This window comes from Pontivivens nitratireducens, from assembly GCF_011290545.1.
In the GTDB taxonomy this organism is placed as follows: domain Bacteria; phylum Pseudomonadota; class Alphaproteobacteria; order Rhodobacterales; family Rhodobacteraceae; genus Pontivivens; species Pontivivens nitratireducens.
In genome coordinates, this window is record NZ_CP049811.1 from 2,748,651 (window position 1) to 2,766,272 (window position 17,622).

Genomic DNA, 17,622 nt, shown 5'->3' on the forward strand with positions numbered 1-17,622 from the left:
GCCCGCGCCGCGCGTCAGCCGCCCAGACCGCCGGTCAGCAGTTGGGCCGTCGAATTCACGCTGGTGATCGGCGGTGTGATGGAGCCGATGATCTTGAGGAACTGCACGTAAGGTGCCTCGGACACGAAGATGATATCCTCGTCGCGGACCGAGAAGTTCGAGGCGACGAAGAACGCGGCGGGTTTGGTCAGGTCCATCACGTAGCCCGTGCGCACCGGACCGTCGGTGGCCTGGCCAGTGATGCGCTGATAGACCTCCGGACGTTCCTCACGCAGGACAAAGACCCCCCGTGGATCGGCGGTGGAGCTGTTGAGGCCGCCGATCGTGGCTAGGGCCTCCATCAGGGAAATGTCGCGCCCAGTAAATTCCACCTGAGCCTGCGCACCCAGTTCACCCAGAGCGATGAAGCTGCGCGGATCACGCTCGATATTGATGACGTCGCCACCGCGCAGCGCGATATCCAAAGCGGGGTCGTTGAAGATGTCCGAAACCCACACCCGCTCGACCAGATTGCCACGCCGGATGGATAATTGCGAAATGGTCGGATTGACACCCGCGGATGGCGCGTTCGCGATCAGGCCGGTCAGGGTGCGTGTGCCGGGACCGATGGGAACCTCGCCCAGCGCGCCCTCGCTTCCGAAGATGCGAACGGTGTTGGTTCCCGAGGATTCGAGACGCAGCTCCACCTGCGGCTCCGGTGTCATCGGGGCGAGGCGCGCGGTCAATTCGCGGCGCAATCCCTCGATCGTCTTTCCCGCCGCACGAACCGTTCCGACCTGTGGCATGAAGAACGTGCCATCCAGCCCGACCCGCATGTCCACCAGACCTGAGGCGCCGCCACCGGCCCCGCCATAGAGGGGAAATTCCCCGCTTTCCCAGACGGTGATGTTCAGCACGTCCAGAGGGCGGATCATCTCGATATTCTCGACCGCTGCATTCTGGAACGCGGGGGAGAAGCTGCGAGATTCGTCCAGCCGTGTCAGACGGCCGACTTCGTCAGTGATCGGCACGATTTCGACCGCAGGGCTTCCATCTGTGGGCTGAGCGGTGATTTCGTCGATCGTGGGGCCGGATCGGGGCAGGCTGTCGCAGGCGGAAAGAAAGATCAGGACGCCCAGCGCCAGAAGACCACGCGATGTGCAAGATACCATGCGAAAATTCCTCTGCCCGTCCGGAGTCACGCCGACTGATGCCGGTCTGGCTCATCCTACCATGTGCGGATCGCACGGTCCAAACGCTTTATGCCCCTTCGCCCCGCCGCAGGGGGAGAATGATCGCCTCTGAGGCCGCAAGGTCGCGGTCCAGAACGGCATAGGGCCCTTCCTCCGCCAGGATCCGGTCCACCAGACCGCGCAGCAAGGTTGCGCGGCCCGACCGTGTATAGAACCCGCCTTTGATCTGCGACGTGGCCAGCAGCATCCGGCGAAAGGTCAGATAAGCATCGTGATCGGGCGGCATCGGGTCCGCGAAGAAGTCGCGCAAGGATTGCTGCGAGACCAGCCCCCGCTTCGCGAAGATGGCCCGCCCCGAGGCGTGAACCGGCAGATTGCGCCACAGCGCCTGTTGCGCGGCGGTCGAATTGACCGTGACCACGCTGTCCGCCGTGTCGAGAAGGGAGGCCAGACGCTCCCCCTCCAGCAGATGCACCCTGCCTGTTAGGCCCGAATTGACCTCAACCCGGCGTGCGACCTTGTGCAACCCCTCACGTCCGTCCTCGAAGGGATGCAGCTTGAACACCAGATGGTGATGGGTGGGCGCCCCCTGCGCGAAGGCGGCGGCAACGTCCTGCATATAGCTCGTCATGTCCGAATAGGGGCTGTGCGCCTGTACCGAAGCGTCATGGCCCAGTTGCAGTAATGCGACGTGATAGGGCGCGCCGCTGTTGTGCAGACGCCGTTCCGCCCAGCGGCGACGTTGCGCACGGACCGGCAGGTCGATCAGCGCGCGCAGGGCGTGGCGCCCCTCCTGCCGCAGGGGGATATCACGCGCCGCAGGCGTGGCAGGCCAGTCCCGCGCCCCGCGCGCCACGGCCTGATGATAACGCAGACCGTGAAACAGGTGCCGTCCCATCGCGCCCCACTGGTCAGGCGCGGGGCGGTCGCGATCGGGGATGGCGCCTGCCAGGGCCTGAACATGCTCAATCGTCATGTCCATCAGGCACGACCCCCCGTTCACACCCTCACGCTCATACGTGATCCAGTGCGGCCGCAGATAGCCTTCCTCCAGAAAATGCAGGCGTGTACCCACCTGTTTCGCGGTCGTGACGGCGGCGCGGTGCATCCAGCGGTGATCGCCGTACAGGATCAGATCCGTTATGCCGCGATCCGCGATCCGCGTCTTCAGCCAGTCGGGAAATTCATTCGGCGGATCGCGATAGCGCAGCAGGCCCGGCCTGCGCCCCCATTCGAAGCAATCGCCCGCATTGAAGGCGACGCGGCAGACCTCATGCCCGGCGATCCGCAACTTGTCGGCCAAATTGGCGTAGAATGGTCCGTGCGGCCCCTGAAGAAGCAGAAAATGTCGCATATTCTGATCGTCATCCCCCTGCCGTATCAGGCATGATTGCGGTGTTGCCCGCGTCGGTCATCGTGCCAATCATCTTGCCAATCGGGCGTGCCGGGCATAGCTGTCGATCCCGAAGACGGCAGATAGTGAGGCACGGTGCAATGTTTACCGGTATCGTTACGGATATAGGACGGGTCGCCTCTGCGCAAATGCGGGGTGATCTGCATGTGCGCATCGCGACCAGCTATGACGTTCAGGGAATAGATTTGGGCGCGTCCATCGCCTGTGACGGCTGTTGCCTGACAGTGGTGGACCGTGGGGCGGCCGCTGGCCAGAACTGGTTCGATGTGACCATCAGCGCCGAAAGCATCGACAAGACCACAGCCGGCACCTGGGCTGAGGGCAAGCGGCTGAACCTGGAACGCGCCTTGAAGGTCGGTGACGAGTTGGGCGGGCACATCGTTTCGGGCCATGTCGATGGACTGGCCGAGGTGATCCGCATCGAGGATGAGGGGGAGAGCACCCGCGTCACCCTGCGCGCGCCCGAGCATCTGGCGAAGTTCATCGCGCCCAAGGGCTCCGTCGCGCTGAACGGCACCTCGTTGACCGTGAACGATGTCGATGGCTGCGATTTCGGAATCAACTTCATTCCCCACACAAAGCAACAAACCACCTGGGGTGACGTCACGACCGGCGATATGATCAATCTGGAGATCGACACGCTGGCGCGCTATGTCGCCCGCCTGAACGACATTCAGGCCAAAAACTGAAGGACGGCACATGACCGACTACGCCGACGTCATCTCCCCCGTGGAGGATATCATCGCCGACGCCAAGGCGGGGCGGATGTTCATCCTCGTCGATCATGAGGATCGTGAGAACGAGGGGGATCTGGTGATCCCCGCCGTTCATGCCGATGCCGCCGCGATCAACTTCATGGCGACGCACGGGCGCGGGCTGATCTGCCTGACCCTCTCGGGGGAACGGCTGGACGCGCTGGGACTGCCGATGATGGCGCAGAGCAATTCTTCGCGGCATGAAACCGCGTTCACCGTCTCGATCGAGGCGCGTGAGGGGGTGACGACCGGCATCTCCGCCGCCGACCGGGCGCAGACCGTCAAGGTCGCCATCGACCCCGAGAGCGGCCCGCAGGACATCGCGACGCCCGGCCACGTCTTTCCCCTGCGCGCCCGCGCGGGCGGCGTTCTGATCCGCGCCGGTCATACCGAGGCCGCGACCGATATTTCCCGACTTGCCGGGCTCGACCCATCCGGCGTGATCTGCGAGATCATGAAGGATGACGGCGAAATGGCCCGATTGCCCGATCTGATCGGCTTCGCCCAGACGCACGGGCTGAAAATCGGCACCATCAGCGACCTGATCGCCTATCGCCGGCGACATGACAATCTGGTGCGTCAGATCGCGACCCGCGATGTCACATCGGAATATGGCGGCGACTGGACTCTGCGCGTCTTCTCGGACGTGACCGGCGGGGCGGAGCATATCGCGCTGACCAAGGGCGATGTCACCTCCGGCCCGGTCAAGGTGCGGATGCATTCCGCAAACCCGCTGGAGGATATGCTGGCGCTGGTTCCGGGCCGCGCGCACCAGTTGGAACAGGCGATGAAGATCATCGGTGAGGAAGGCCGCGGCGTCATCGTCCTGCTGCGCGACATGTCCGCCAAGATGGCAATGGGCGACGAGGTCTCGCACCAGACGCTGCGCAATTACGGGACCGGGGCGCAGATCCTCAATGCGCTGGGGGTGCATGAGCTGGTTCTGCTCACGAACTCCGCCACGCCCAAGGTCGTCGGGCTTGAGGGATACGGGCTGAGCATCGCCGGAACGCAACCGATCCCGGACAAGGGTCAGGAGGTCTGACATGGCGAGCCACGAGGAACATTTCACCATGGCCGCCCCGCGCCTGACCCCTGCCCCGCATCTGTTGCTGGTCACGGCCCCCTTCTATCGCGGCATTGCCGACTGGATGATCGAAGGCGCGAAAACCGCGATCGCGAATGCCGGTGCGACCTGCGACGCGATCCAGGTTCCCGGCGCGCTGGAAATTCCGACCGCGATCCGCCTCGTCAGCCGCTCGCATCGCTATGACGGCTTCGTCGCGCTGGGATGCGTGATCCGGGGCGCGACCACGCATTACGAGACGGTGTGCAACGACAGCTCCCGCGCGATCACCCTGCTGGGCCTGGACGGGATTTGCATCGGCAACGGCATCCTGACTGTGGAAAACATGGATCAAGCGGTCGAACGTGCGGACCCTGCGCAGATGAACAAGGGCGCGGGCGCAGCCATTGCCGCCCTTCACCTGATTGCCATCGACCGTGAATACCATGCGCCCGCCCCTGTCGGTGACCCGCGCGACGATATACTCATGGCGGGAATGCCCGCACCGAAGGACACTGCCTGACATGCCCAGACCCGTTCCCAAACCCAGCCGCGAGGAAAAGCGGCAGATGCGCTCCACCTCGCGCCTGTTCGCCGTGCAGGCGCTGTTCCAGATGGAGCAGTCCGGCCAACCCATGCCCGAGGTGCGCGAGCAGTTCGAAACCCACCGATTTGGTGCGGAACTGGATGGTGAGACCTATAGCGAGGGTGATGTCGATCTGTTTCGCAAAACGCTGTCCGACGCGCTGGATCGCCAAGGCGATATCGACAAGGCGACGGATCGCGCGCTGGTCCAACGCTGGCCGCTGGGCCGCATCGACCCCACCCTGCGCGCCCTGTTCCGGGCGGCAGGGGCGGAAATCCTCGCCTCATCCACCCCGCCGCGTGTGGTCATCACCGAATATGTCGATGTGGCCAAGGCGTTCTTTTCCGATGGCAAGGAACCCAAATTCGTCAACGCCGTGCTGGATCACATGGCACGTGAGATGAAGCCGGAGGCGTTCGAATGAACGTGTTGCTGGCGTATCGCAGAGCATTCTCGCTGTTGCGCGAAAACTTCCTGCTGTTCTTTACGCTGGCATTTGCCGGGATCGTAGCCGTGACGGTGATCGAGGCGGTGTTGTTCGGGATTGAATACACCGTCTATGGCGCGTCGATACAGGGCGACGGCGATGAAGCGGTGATCAACCTGACCTCGGGCATGGTGCTGTGGGGTTTGTTCAGCCAGATCATCCTCAGCGCGTTGTCTGCGGTGCTACATCTGGCCGCGTGGGACGTGATGCGCGGTGCGCCGCCACACCCCATGGCCTATATCAACCGCGCCGCTCAGATGATCCTGCCGCTGTTCCTGCTGTCCATCGTCGTGGGTGTGGTGGTCGGGCTCGGCCTTATGCTGCTGATTTTTCCGGGCATCTATGCCTTCGGTATCTTCGCGGTACTGGTCCCCGTCATCGTGATTGAGGGACGCGGATTCGAGGCTCTGATGCGCTGCATCGAGATGAGCCGCGGGCGTCGCTGGCAGATCGCGTTCAGCTTCACCGGCACGATCGCGCTGCTGTTCGCGGCGATGATGGTATCGGGCGCTGTTATCGGCGTGGTCGGAAGCAGCATCGGCGCATTGCTGGCGATCAACACAGTCGTATCCTCCCTGGTGCTGGCCTTCTTTGCCATCTTCACGACGGAGGTCTACGGACAACTGGTCGCTGACGAAACCTAAAGCCGCTGCGTGCTGTCGCAGATATTGCGCAGGTCCGACCATTGCTGCGGGGTTAACACGGGGCGGGTCGGACCTGTATTCCCATGATCGCGCGCCTGTTGCGCGCGCAAATCCAGATCGGGATGGGTGGCAAAATGCTCCATGATGGCGGGCGGCTCACCTGCTTGCTGGCCGATCTTCTCGAAAAACCCGGCGAAGGCTGAAACATCGACATTCGCCCGGTCCAACAGGTCGAAGGCGAAACGATCTGCCGCCGTCTCCGCCCCGCGCGTATAGGATGCGTTGAGAAGTTGTTCCGCGGCGATCACGGCGGCGGCCCCGCCTGTCGCATCCCCCACGATCAGGCCCAGCAATCCCGCGGATCCCGCCGCCCGCAGGCTGAGCCGCAGGCCGTCGCGATGTGCGACGTGCCCGATCTCATGCGCCAGAACGCCAGCGACTTCCTCCGCCGTGTCGGATTGCTGGATCAGGTCGTTGAAGAAGATGATGCGTCCGCCAGGCAGCGTAATCGCGTTGACCATGTTCGCGTCCCAAACCTCCACTCGCAGGGGATAGGGCAGGTCCAGATCGCGGCTGATCCGCGCGACCATGCGGTCCAGCGCCTTCTGCCCCGCAGGATCGACGCAGGCCCGGGCCCGATCGTCCAGCAGCAGGGGGGAGATATCGCCAAGCCGGACGCGAACCTGATCGCCCATCGCGATTTCAACCTGCGGGTCGATCAGTACGGTCAACCTCTCCGCCAGACGCGGCACCAGACCGAAGATCATCAGCGCCAGCGCCCCCACCGCGGCACCCGCCCACAGCGCCACGCGCCCGGCGCCGCGCCGCCGGGCCGGGCCGCGCGTCAGGCCGCGCACCTGACGCCGCAGGTCATGCAACAGGGCCGCGTCGCTGCATTCGACACGGGCCGCTTCCTTCATCCGGGCCAGCGTAAACATGCCGTCCTTGACCCCGCCGGGCAGCACACGCAAATCCGCGAACGGCCATCCGGCGATCACACGCCCCGTATCGGAATCGCTGATCGCCAGCGTGGAGGTGCCCAGTGTCAGATCCACCGGCCGCCCGCGCGCCGCGTGTCCGTCGAAATACCGCCCCTTGGCCATCATCAGAATGCGCCCCCTACATCCAGCGCGTCAGCGAAGCCCTCGGCCTCCACGAAATCGTCCTGCTCGCGCTGACGCACGGTGTCGATTTCGTCCGCGTTGTGGATCGTCAGGGTCGTGACATAGTGCGCCAGCAACGGCTGCGTGATGAAGACCGCGTTCAGCGCCGACCACATGAGGAACAGCGCCAGATAGCCCAGCATCACCACCCAGAACGTCACGAAGGGCAGCAAATCGGCCAGACCGTCGAGATCTCTCGGCATCTTCAACACCTCGCCCGTCACGACGGCGGCACCGCTCATCAAGGTTGTCGTCACAAGGAATACGATGACCCCGATCAGCAGATACCCAAGCAGATAGATCGCGATCACGCTGCCGGTGCGCGCGCGGGACGTGAACGACATGCCCGCAGCGCTTTTCGTATCGGTCAGGATCCTGAAGGACGAAACGGTGTAGTGGATCCACGCAATCGGCGCGGCGAGCAGGGCCAGCAAGCTCAACCCGGCCAGAAACCCATTGTCCAGAGCCATGAAAACCGCTGCGGCGACAAACGGAAGGATCAGGGTCGCAATCACCGCCGACCAGGGCCGCATCAGCATCTGCCAGCGTCCGCCCTGCAACAGTCGCACATCGCCGTAGCAGGTGCGGTTGGCCTTGTACCTCTCCAGATACCAATGCATCCGTGGATACAGCACGCCCAGCGTCATCGCCGTCAGCAACAGATGCCCCAGCGCCCGCCAGACATAACCCAGCGCATCCCGATCCATCGCGAAGCGGATACCGCGAAGTTGCGTACGCGACAGCACATATCGACGAGAGCGGTATTGCGCGTAGTAGATCAACGGCACGACCGGCAGGGAGGTGAACAGCCCGACCAGTTCGGACCCCCCTGACAGTTGCAGACCCAGAAAGAAGAAACCGATCTGGAACAGCCCCAGATAGACCGCTAGAAAGACCACCGCGATCAGAAAGCCCAGCAGCTTTTCCAACCCCGTACCGGTATATTCCAGCGGGCTGCCGCCGACCCGGATTCCGTTCCAGAAATGCTGGCGCATCTTCGTGCGCTGCCAGAACCGATAGATCCCCAGCGTCAGAAGGCTGTAGATCGTCGTGCGCACCATCAGCCAGAACAGCGCAGCGCCGCTACCGTGATAGCTCGGCGCTGAATCGGTTGGGGCGCGGGCGACTGTAAACGTCATGTGGCCTCGTTTCGGCTCAGAACATGTTGTTGCGGGGGAACCCGCGCGGGGCCATGCGGCCCGTGCCCGCCCGTTTGCCGATCCAGTCCGTCAGATCGGATTGCGTGCGGGTGCGCCCGCCGCTTTCCTTCCATTGCAGCCCGTCGGACAGGGTGAAGGTGATCGCGTCGGACAGACCGCCATCTTTGTACTTTTGCAGCCTGACGCCCTTGCCCCGCACCATTTCGGGCAATTCGTCCAGACCGAAGACCAGAACCTTGCGGTTTTCGCCCACGACGGCGACGTGATCGCCCTGGATCGGCTTGCACACGATCGCCTTCGCATCGCGTACGTTCAATACCTGCTTGCCCGACCGGGTTTGCGCGATCACCTCAGCCTCGGGCACGATGAAGCCATCCCCGGCGGAGGACGCGACCAGCAGCTTGCGCTCCGGATCGTGTTTGAACAGGGCCAGCGCCTCCGCCTCGTTCGGCAGATCGACCATCAGGCGGACGGGTTCGCCCATGCCGCGCCCGCCAGGCAGGCTGGCGGCGGACAGGGTGTAGAACCGCCCGTTTGTCCCGAACATCACCAGCCGGTCCGTGGTTTCCGCGTGGAAGATGAAGCACGGGCCGTCGCCATCCTTGAACTTCAGCTCGGAATCGAGGGCGATATGCCCCTTCATCGCCCTGATCCAACCCATTTCGGAGCAGACGACGGTGATCGGCTCACGGTCTATCATCGCCTCCAGCGGGATATCAGCAACGACAGGCGCATCCGCGAAGCCGGTGCGACGTGCGCCTGTGGGATAGTCGGCCCCATCGGCCCGCTTCATATCGGCGAGGCTTTCGGCGGCGGTCAGGCCCTTGTACTTCGCCGGCGCGCCGAAGGTCTTGCGCGTGTCGCGAAGCTGGTCCGAGATCCGGCCCCATTGCAGATCGTCCGAGGCCAGCATCTCCTCCAGCTCCGCACGCTCCGCGATCAGGGCGTCGCGTTCCTTGCGCAGCTCCATCTCCTCCAGCTTGCGCAGGGACCGCAGCCGCATGTTGAGGATTGCCTCGGCCTGCACGTCGGTCAGCTCGAACTCCGCCATCATCACGGGTTTCGGCTCATCCTCTGTGCGGATGATCTCGATCACCCGATCCAGGTTGAGATAGGCGGTGATGTAGCCTTCGAGCACTTCGAGCCGGTGGGCGATCTTCTCCAACCGGTGGCGCGAGCGGCGCAGCAGCACGTCACGCTGATGGTCGAGAAAGGCGCGCAGCACCTCACGCAGATTGCAGACCTGCGGCGTGCGCCCGTCGATCAGCACGTTCATGTTGAGCGAGAAGCGCGTTTCCAGATCGGACTGGCGAAACAGCGCCTCCATCAAGGTTGACGGCTCCACCGTTTTCGCGCGCGGTTCCAGAACGATGCGGATATCCTCGGCGCTCTCATCCCGGATATCGGCGAGGATCGGCAGCTTCTTGGAGTTTATCAGGTCCGCGATCCGCTCGATCAGCTTGGATTTCTGCACCTGATAGGGGATTTCGGTAACGACGATCTGCCACTGTCCACGGCCCAGCTCCTCCACATCCCAGACAGCGCGCAGGCGAAAGGCACCGCGCCCGGTGGCGTAGGCGTCGCGGATGGCGGCGGGGGCCTCGACGATGGTGCCGCCGGTGGGAAAATCGGGGCCGGGGATGAACTCCACCAGCTTTTCGATGCCCGCGTTCGGCGTCTTGATGAGGTAGAGCGCGGCGTCGATCACCTCGCTTACATTGTGCGGCGGAATGTTGGTCGCCATGCCCACGGCAATGCCGGTGGACCCGTTCGCCAGCAGGTTGGGAAAGGCGGCGGGCAGCACCTCCGGCTCGCTCTCGGAACCGTCGTAGTTGGGGCGGAAATCGACGGCGTTCTCGGCCAGGCCGTGCATCATCGCGACAGCGGCGGCGGTCATGCGGGCCTCGGTGTATCGCTGGGCTGCGGGGTTGTCGCCGTCCACGTTGCCGAAGTTCCCCTGCCCGTCCACCATCGGATAGCGGACGTTGAAATCCTGCGCCAACCGCGCGAGGGCGTCGTAAATCGACTGATCGCCATGTGGGTGATAATTGCCCATCACCTCACCCACGATCTTGGCGCATTTGCGAAACGCGCCGTTGGGGTCCAGCCGCAAGCCGCGCATCGCGTAGAGGATGCGACGGTGAACGGGCTTCAACCCGTCGCGCGCATCGGGCAGCGCCCGGTGCATGATCGTGCTCAGCGCATATTGCAGGTAACGGTCCCCGATCGCCCGGGCGAGCGGTTCCGAAGTGATATGCCCGCCGTTCGCATCCGCCGGGCCGTCTGTCGTGTCGTCGATATCTGCCATGCACAAGGTCTATGGCGGCGCTACAGGACGGTAAAGTGCCAAACGCCACGCCTCACGTGATCGCGCCCGCCAAATACCTGCCCGCGACGCGATGGCCCCTTTGCATGTGCGCCCGGGAAAGCTAACTGATGGGATATGGTACAGGGACCCTTACTCTACGTGATCGGCATTGCCTGCTTGGCGGTACTTGTCGTCCTTCTCATCGGCGTCGGCGGCTTTGCCAAGGGCGGCGATTTCAACAAGAAATATGCCAACAAGATCATGCGCCTGCGGATCTTGTTGCAGTTCGTCGCCGTTGTCATCATCGTGATCGGCGTCTGGATCGCACGCGGAGGAAGCTGATGGTCGTTCTCAACAAGATCTACACCCGCACCGGCGATGCCGGCGAAACCGCCCTGGGCAACGGAACGCGGGTCGCGAAACATTCGCACCGGGTCAACGCCTATGGAACGGTGGATGAGGTCAACGCCACTGTCGGTCTGGCCAGGCAGGTCGCGCAGGGCGACATGGATACCATGCTGTCCGCAATCCAGAACGACCTGTTCGATCTGGGCGCGGACCTGTGCACCCCCGATATGGAGCAGGACGCCGAACGGGAATACCCCCCCCTGCGCATGGTCGCCGCTCAGGTGGACCGGTTGGAGCGGGAGATCGACGCTATGAACGCCCGCCTGGACCCGCTGCGCAGTTTCATCCTGCCCGGCGGATCGGCGCTGGCAGCCCAGATGCATATGTGCCGCACCGTGGCCCGCCGCGCGGAACGTCTGGTCGTGGAACTGGCCGCGGCGGAGGCGGTCAATCCAGCGGCAGTGAAATATCTCAACAGGTTGAGCGACTGGTTCTTCGTCGCAGGCCGGATCGCCAACGATGACGGACGCGACGACGTGCTGTGGGTGCCGGGAGCAAACCGCTGACGTGACGTTGAATTTGACCTATGCGCGATCCGACACGAGATCCGTAGGACGGGCGCGACATATTCGTGCGCGTTTGCATATGAAAACATCGCATTTGCCATGGTCGCGCGGGAAAGCCCCCGTTAAACAGGGCAGCGAAAGAGTCGCCGGGCAATCCGGCCCTAGCAGTGGAGAGACGCAATGAAGGTCCTAGTACCGGTCAAGCGCGTGATCGACTATAACGTTAAAGTCCGTGTGAAGGCGGATGGCAGCGGCGTCGATCTCGCCAATGTAAAGATGTCGATGAACCCGTTCGACGAAATTGCCGTCGAAGAGGCGATCCGCCTGCGTGAAAAGGGTACGGTCGAGGAAGTCGTCGTCGTTTCCATCGGTGTGAAGCAGTCGCAGGAAACGTTGCGCACCGCGCTGGCCATGGGTGCGGATCGCGCGATCCTGATCAATGCCTCCGACGATGTTCACAACGATATCGAACCGCTCGCCGTCGCCAAACTGCTCGCCGCAGTGGTGAAGGAGGAAGAGCCTGATCTGGTCATCGCCGGCAAGCAGGCAATCGATAATGACATGAACGCCACAGGTCAGATGCTGTCGGCGCTGCTGGGCTGGTCGCAGGCGACCTTCGCATCCGAACTGGCGATCGAGGGCGACAGCGCCGTCGTCACGCGGGAGGTCGATGGCGGTCTTCAGACCATCAAGGTCAAGATGCCCACAATCGTCACCGTCGATCTGCGCCTGAACGAGCCGCGCTACGCCTCGCTGCCCAACATCATGAAGGCCAAGAAAAAGCCGTTGGAGGAAAAGACCCCCGCCGATTACGGCGTGGATGTCACCGCCCGGTTGAGCGTCGTCAAGACCACCGAACCGCCCGAGCGGTCCGCAGGTGTCATGGTCGAATCCGTCGAGGAACTGATCGGAAAACTGAAAAACGAAGCGGGAGTCATCTGATATGGCCGTTCTTCTTCTTGCAGAAGTCAATTCTGGCGAACTGTCCATGGACGCCACCGCGAAGGCTGTCACGGCTGCAAAATCGCTGGGCGATGTGACGGTTCTGTGCGCGGGCGCCTCTGCCGCCGCAGCGGGTGAAACCGCCGCGACCATCGACGGTGTTGCCAAAGTGCTGGTCGCGGAGGACGCATCGCTGGGTCACCGCCTGGCCGAGGCGACGGCGGATCTGATCGTGTCGCTGGCGGGGGATTATTCCCACATCGTCGCCCCCGCGACCACGGATGCGAAAAACATCATGCCGCGCGTCGCGGCCCTGCTGGACGTCATGGTGATCTCCGACGTGTCGGGCGTCGTCGATGCAGATACGTTCGAGCGTCCGATCTACGCGGGCAATGCCATCCAGACCGTGAAGTCTTCCGACGCGACCAAGGTCGTGACGATCCGCACCTCGACCTTCGATGCGGCGGGTGCCGGTGGCTCCGCCCCTGTCGAGACGATCGACACACCGGCAGCATCCGGGCTTTCCGAATGGGTCGAGGACAAGATCGCCGAGAGCGATCGCCCCGATCTGACCTCGGCCAAGATCGTCGTCTCCGGCGGACGCGGCGTGGGGTCGGAGGAAAACTTCGCCATCGTCGAGAAGCTGGCGGACAAACTGGGCGCGGCTGTAGGTGCCTCGCGCGCGGCGGTCGATTCGGGCTACGCCCCCAATGACTGGCAGGTCGGCCAGACCGGCAAGGTCGTGGCTCCGGACCTCTACATTGCGATCGGCATCTCGGGTGCGATCCAGCATCTGGCCGGGATGAAGGATTCCAAGATCATCGTCGCGATCAACAAGGACGAGGAAGCACCGATCTTCCAGGTTGCGGATTATGGCCTGGTCGCAGACCTGTTCGACGCCGTGCCCGAGTTGGAGAAGGCTCTCTCCTGATCCGTTAGAACCATCAGACGGAACGGGGCGCCAACTGGCGCCCCTTTTCATTTATAGTCAGGTTCACGGAATGGGGGCCTCGCAGCTCAGGCAAGGGCGGATCAGTCTATCCGACGCACGACCACGTGGTTGCCGGTGTCGCGGCTCAACTCGAACGCGCCGGTCTTCTGCACCAGTTTGGACAGGCTGGGGCACCCATAGGTCCGCGCATCGAAATCCGGGCGGGCATTGCTGATCCGCTGTCCCAAAACGCCGAGCGATACCCAGTCGTCCTCACCCTCAAGCTCCGCCATCGCGGATCGGATGATCGGCACGGCGGCGGAGGGTGCCTGCGTCTTGCGCCGTTCAGGCGTGCCCGCGTCGGCCGCGCCATTCATCAGGTTTTCGTTATAGATGAACCGGGTGCAGGCCGCGCGGAACGCTTCGGGAGTCTTCTGCTCGCCAAAGCCGTAGACGACTGCGCCCTCCTCCTTGATCCGTTGCGCAAGACGGGTGAAATCACTGTCGGAGGAGATCAGGCAGAACCCGTCCACATTGCCCTTGTGCAGCAGGTCCATCGCATCAATCACCATCGTGATGTCAGAGGCGTTTTTTCCCTTCACATATGCCGGCTGATGCGTCGGGATCAGCGCGTGGGTGGCAAGCTTCTTCTCCCACCCCTGCATTTCGGATCGGGTATAATCACCGTAGATACGGCGCACATTCGCCTCCCCCAAGCGTGCGATTTCATCGAACAGCGCCTGTGCGACATTGTGATTCGTGTTGTCCGCGTCAATCAGAACCGCGAGTTTGAGGGAGTCAGCCATGATTACACCAGTATGGGTCAGGTTCGAAACAGGTAGCCCGTAAACCCGACTGAGCAACTTACATCAAGGACAATCCGAGCAATCGGGACAATGGATCGGACAGCAACTGCGCTGCCTCGTAATGCATGACATGCGAGGGGCAGCGGCGCGCAACGCGGGGTGGTTTCAAACCCGGAATACGGGGCCCATCCGCCGCCTCCGCCGAGGCTACATATTCGACATATATGTCCGCATAGGGGCGCAGTTCGTCGATCATCGCGCGATCCACGAAGGGAGGTGCCATTTCACGGGCAATGGATGGCTGCATCCTATCTGGATCGTCGGGGGAGGAATCGGAAAACCAGAACAGAATCTTCGGCGTTTCGATATCCGTCATCAGTTCGCGCATCCGTGCCAGCCAGGCCTGTCGCATTTCCAGTTCGACGACGGCGAACCGGTCCTCGCTGACCCTGTGCAGGGCGATCAGCATGTTGTGCACGAACCGGAACTGCGAAAACTCCACCTCGGGATACAAGGCCTGTAACATCGGGCTGACCGTCCGCAACCGCAGGTTCCGCCGGGTATAGACCGAATACAGCCGGTTGGACACGACATGCGCGCCCATGACCGCGATCACACAGGCACGTGCATTCGAGCAGGCTTCGAGCAGGACAGGATCCTTGAGAAAGAAGCTGGCCCCGGCCCCCGGCGTTCCCCAATTTGCACAGACATGGCCGAAATGATCCTCAAGCTGGACCGGCCACGGCTCCTGCGCGAACCGTCCATATGTTTCCGAGCCGCCGATACAGGCGATATAGGGTTTCTTGAGGTTGGGTTTCGGGCCGCGAAACACCTGCCGCGAGCGCCCCCACCGATATTCCCGATAATTCAGACCCGTCGCCAGCACCGACTGAAAATTCATCATCCACTCCCCCCACAATCCAATGATTTGCGTAAGGCAGAAATATTAACGGACCCTCAACATCTTGCGGACAATGCTTCGGAACGCCTATTGTCGCGGTGCAACATGTGAGGGGCTTGCCGATGGATATCAAAACAGTTGGCGTTGTGGGCGCCGGGCAAATGGGCAACGGAATCGCCCATGTCTTCGCCCTCGCCGGGTTCGACGTGACGATGACGGATATCTCGCCAGAGGCCCTCACCGCATCCGTGGACAAGATCGCCGCGAACCTGGATCGGCAGGTCACGCGGGAGAAGATGACCCAAGCCGAACGGGACGCGGCCATGTCGCGAATCACGACGACCGGCACCCTGACCGATCTGGCGAAGCTGGACCTCGTCATTGAGGCCGCGACCGAGAAGGAAGCCGTCAAGCACGCCATTTTTGCCGAATTGCTGCCGCATCTGGGCGAACAGACGATACTGACCTCCAACACGTCCTCGATTTCCATCACGCGCCTTGCGTCCCAGACCGACCGGCCGGAACGGTTCATGGGCTTCCACTTCATGAACCCGGTTCCGGTGATGCAACTGGTGGAATTGATCCGCGGCATCGCCACGGACAATGCAACCTACAGGTCGCTCGAAGCGGTGGTGGAAAAGCTGGGCAAGACCTCCGCCAGCGCCGAGGATTTTCCCGCCTTCATCGTCAATCGCATTCTGATGCCGATGATCAACGAAGCGATCTATACGCTATATGAGGGCGTCGGCTCCGTTCAGAGCATCGACACCTCGCTGAAGCTGGGCGCGAACCATCCGATGGGGCCGCTGGAATTGGCCGATTTCATTGGGCTGGATACCTGCCTGGCCATCATGAACGTCCTGCATGACGGGCTGGCCGACACGAAATACCGCCCCTGTCCCTTGCTGACGAAATATGTCGAGGCGGGCTGGCTGGGTCGCAAGACCGATCGCGGATTCTACGATTATCGGGGCGAAACGCCGGTTCCAACACGTTGAACCCCGGGGGGAATTTGATCGCTTTTTCGGAACAACGCGGTAACGCGCCCGTGACTGTTCTTGATGCCGATACAATCTGTTTGTCGCAATCGTAGGTGACAAGCATGGCCTGTCGCGCCCATTGTAGGAAAATTCAACTGGAAATGAGAGGATTTTCCAATGTTCCTGCGCCGCGTATCCCTTGCCACTGCCCTGACCCTGGCCCCGCTTGCGGCGTTCGCCCAGTGGCAGGCCGATCCCTCGCATACCTCCGTCACGTTCGAGGTCGACCATCTGGGCTTCTCCGTTCTGCACGGACGGTTCCAGAACATCGACCCCGTCGTTTCGTTCGACCCCGAGGATATCGAAGCGACGGAAATCTCCGTCACCATCGACGCCAGTTCCGTCTATTCGGGGTGGGAGAGCCGTGACGAACACCTCACGCAGGGGGATTTTCTGAACGCTGAGGAATTTCCTGAAATCACCTTCGTGTCCACCTCCGTTGCGCAAACGGGTGAGGACACCGCCGACATCACCGGCGACCTGACGATGCTGGGGCAGACGCGGGAAGTGGTCTTTGCCGCCACGCTCAACCAGATCGGCCCGTTCCCGTTCAATCCTGATATGCAGGTCGCGGGCTTCACCGCGACAGGCAGCGTGGATCGCACGGAATTCGGAATGGATTTCGGCGCTCCGGTGATCCCGGCCGTCATTCCGGTTACGGTCAATCTGGAAATGATCAAGCAGTAAAAATGCTGCCCGGGGCGGCAATGGGCCGCCCCGGCCACATCTGGAACACATCATGCCGTTTCTGAATTCCGAACGAAGCTGGGGCATTCCCACGCGTCTGATACACTGGATTACCGCTGGCATCGTGTTGTGGATGCTGGGGCTGGGCGTCTACATGACGAACTTCGTGCCCGATCCGCTGGACCAGTTCGCGCTGACGCAAATTCACAAGAGCTGGGGATTTGTGGTTTTCGTTCTGGCCGTGATCCGGGTGGTATGGATGAGCTTTTCGCGCAAGCGGCCCGGTCTGCCTGCCGATACGCCCAGATTGCAGGCACGTGTCGCCAAGGCGTCGCATCTGATCCTCTACGTCATGCTGTTCCTGATGCCGTTGAGCGGTTGGGCCATGTCGGCTGCCGCGCCGCTGCAGGATCTGCTGAATATCGACAACATGGTTTTCGACTGGTTCGCAATGCCGGACCCCTGGGTTCCCGGCGTCTCGTGGGTCGAGAATCTGGCGCGAGGCATTCATTTCTGGTCGAGCATCGTGCTGAGCGTGACGCTGTTCGCGCATGTCGGCGGCGCTATATTGCACGGCTTCGTCATTCGGGACGACGTCCTGCGACGCATGACCTTCGGTCGGGACAGGCCGGGGCTGGATTAACCG

Annotated in this window: 19 protein-coding genes; 12 read left to right on the top strand and 7 right to left on the bottom strand. The window is 62.5% G+C overall.

The genetic code is table 11. The annotated features are described in order from the left end of the window. Nucleotides 1-14: 14 nt before the first annotated feature. Together G8E03_RS13495 and G8E03_RS13500 are read right to left on the bottom strand one after the other, a co-directional pair. On the bottom strand, nucleotides 15-1,151 hold the full coding sequence (locus G8E03_RS13495; RefSeq protein ID WP_166192923.1) for a polysaccharide biosynthesis/export family protein: 1,137 nt from the start codon (nucleotides 1,149-1,151) through the stop codon (nucleotides 15-17). A gap of 88 nt (nucleotides 1,152-1,239) precedes the next feature. Continuing rightward, nucleotides 1,240-2,526 (bottom strand): capsule polysaccharide biogenesis protein, encoded by a 1,287-nt coding sequence (locus G8E03_RS13500; RefSeq protein WP_166192926.1) that lies wholly within the window; start codon nucleotides 2,524-2,526, stop codon nucleotides 1,240-1,242. 140 nt (nucleotides 2,527-2,666) lie between these two features. Here G8E03_RS13500 and G8E03_RS13505 point away from each other — a divergent pair, with 140 nt between their 5' ends. Genes G8E03_RS13505 through G8E03_RS13525 form a run of 5 tightly spaced genes read left to right on the top strand, consistent with a single transcriptional unit; the run spans nucleotide 2,667 to nucleotide 6,124 of the window. Then, the gene (locus tag G8E03_RS13505) at nucleotides 2,667-3,275 is read left to right on the top strand and encodes a riboflavin synthase (RefSeq protein ID WP_166192929.1); all 609 of its coding nucleotides are present in this window, start codon (nucleotides 2,667-2,669) and stop codon (nucleotides 3,273-3,275) included. A gap of 10 nt (nucleotides 3,276-3,285) precedes the next feature. Further along, nucleotides 3,286-4,386 (top strand): 3,4-dihydroxy-2-butanone-4-phosphate synthase, encoded by a 1,101-nt coding sequence (gene ribB, locus G8E03_RS13510; RefSeq protein WP_166192932.1) that lies wholly within the window; start codon nucleotides 3,286-3,288, stop codon nucleotides 4,384-4,386. Between the two features lies 1 nt (nucleotide 4,387). Then, entirely contained in the window at nucleotides 4,388-4,930 is a 543-nt protein-coding gene (locus G8E03_RS13515) for a 6,7-dimethyl-8-ribityllumazine synthase (protein ID WP_166192935.1), read from the top strand. Nucleotide 4,931: 1 nt separating this feature from the next. Beyond that, on the top strand, nucleotides 4,932-5,417 hold the full coding sequence (gene nusB / locus G8E03_RS13520; protein ID WP_166192938.1) for a transcription antitermination factor NusB: 486 nt from the start codon (nucleotides 4,932-4,934) through the stop codon (nucleotides 5,415-5,417). Continuing rightward, nucleotides 5,414-6,124, top strand: a complete 711-nt coding sequence (locus tag G8E03_RS13525; protein WP_166192941.1) for a hypothetical protein — start codon at nucleotides 5,414-5,416, stop codon at nucleotides 6,122-6,124. Before nusB ends, G8E03_RS13525 begins: the two co-directional genes overlap by 4 nt. Here the strand turns inward: G8E03_RS13525 and G8E03_RS13530 are convergent. From G8E03_RS13530 to parC, 3 genes are read right to left on the bottom strand one after another with little or no spacing between them, the layout of a single operon-like run. Next, nucleotides 6,121-7,230, bottom strand: a complete 1,110-nt coding sequence (locus G8E03_RS13530) for a M48 family metallopeptidase (protein WP_166192944.1) — start codon at nucleotides 7,228-7,230, stop codon at nucleotides 6,121-6,123. The genes G8E03_RS13525 and G8E03_RS13530 overlap by 4 nt on opposite strands. Next, nucleotides 7,230-8,426, bottom strand: coding sequence for a DUF898 family protein (locus tag G8E03_RS13535; RefSeq protein ID WP_166192947.1), 1,197 nt, complete (start codon nucleotides 8,424-8,426; stop codon nucleotides 7,230-7,232). Before G8E03_RS13535 ends, G8E03_RS13530 begins: the two co-directional genes overlap by 1 nt. A gap of 16 nt (nucleotides 8,427-8,442) precedes the next feature. After that, nucleotides 8,443-10,755, bottom strand: a complete 2,313-nt coding sequence (gene parC, locus G8E03_RS13540) for a DNA topoisomerase IV subunit A (RefSeq protein WP_166192950.1) — start codon at nucleotides 10,753-10,755, stop codon at nucleotides 8,443-8,445. Between the two features lie 135 nt (nucleotides 10,756-10,890). Here parC and G8E03_RS13545 point away from each other — a divergent pair, with 135 nt between their 5' ends. The 4 genes from G8E03_RS13545 (at nucleotide 10,891) to G8E03_RS13560 (ending at nucleotide 13,542) form a co-directional block, all read left to right on the top strand. Next, on the top strand, nucleotides 10,891-11,097 hold the full coding sequence (locus tag G8E03_RS13545) for a twin transmembrane helix small protein (protein ID WP_166192953.1): 207 nt from the start codon (nucleotides 10,891-10,893) through the stop codon (nucleotides 11,095-11,097). Further along, nucleotides 11,097-11,669 (top strand): cob(I)yrinic acid a,c-diamide adenosyltransferase, encoded by a 573-nt coding sequence (locus tag G8E03_RS13550; RefSeq protein WP_166192956.1) that lies wholly within the window; start codon nucleotides 11,097-11,099, stop codon nucleotides 11,667-11,669. Before G8E03_RS13545 ends, G8E03_RS13550 begins: the two co-directional genes overlap by 1 nt. A gap of 180 nt (nucleotides 11,670-11,849) precedes the next feature. Then, on the top strand, nucleotides 11,850-12,611 hold the full coding sequence (locus G8E03_RS13555) for an electron transfer flavoprotein subunit beta/FixA family protein (RefSeq protein ID WP_166192958.1): 762 nt from the start codon (nucleotides 11,850-11,852) through the stop codon (nucleotides 12,609-12,611). Between the two features lies 1 nt (nucleotide 12,612). Next, a complete protein-coding gene (locus G8E03_RS13560; RefSeq protein ID WP_166192961.1) occupies nucleotides 12,613-13,542 on the top strand; it encodes an electron transfer flavoprotein subunit alpha/FixB family protein in 930 nt (309 codons plus the stop codon). Between the two features lie 101 nt (nucleotides 13,543-13,643). Here the strand turns inward: G8E03_RS13560 and G8E03_RS13565 are convergent, their stop codons facing one another. Together G8E03_RS13565 and G8E03_RS13570 are read right to left on the bottom strand one after the other, a co-directional pair. Beyond that, nucleotides 13,644-14,348 carry an NYN domain-containing protein gene (locus G8E03_RS13565; protein ID WP_166192964.1) on the bottom strand — a complete coding sequence of 235 codons (705 nt, stop codon included), beginning with the start codon at nucleotides 14,346-14,348 and terminating at the stop codon, nucleotides 13,644-13,646. 58 nt (nucleotides 14,349-14,406) lie between these two features. Further along, a complete protein-coding gene (locus G8E03_RS13570; protein ID WP_166192967.1) occupies nucleotides 14,407-15,249 on the bottom strand; it encodes a DUF6473 family protein in 843 nt (280 codons plus the stop codon). Nucleotides 15,250-15,371: 122 nt separating this feature from the next. Here G8E03_RS13570 and G8E03_RS13575 point away from each other — a divergent pair, with 122 nt between their 5' ends. The 3 genes from G8E03_RS13575 (at nucleotide 15,372) to G8E03_RS13585 (ending at nucleotide 17,619) form a co-directional block, all read left to right on the top strand. Then, complete coding sequence (locus G8E03_RS13575) at nucleotides 15,372-16,247, top strand: 3-hydroxybutyryl-CoA dehydrogenase (protein WP_166192970.1); 876 nt, start codon at nucleotides 15,372-15,374, stop codon at nucleotides 16,245-16,247. Nucleotides 16,248-16,406: 159 nt separating this feature from the next. Then, nucleotides 16,407-16,976, top strand: coding sequence for a YceI family protein (locus G8E03_RS13580; RefSeq protein WP_166192973.1), 570 nt, complete (start codon nucleotides 16,407-16,409; stop codon nucleotides 16,974-16,976). 52 nt (nucleotides 16,977-17,028) lie between these two features. Next, entirely contained in the window at nucleotides 17,029-17,619 is a 591-nt protein-coding gene (locus G8E03_RS13585) for a cytochrome b (RefSeq protein ID WP_166192976.1), read from the top strand. Nucleotides 17,620-17,622: the final 3 nt, after the last annotated feature.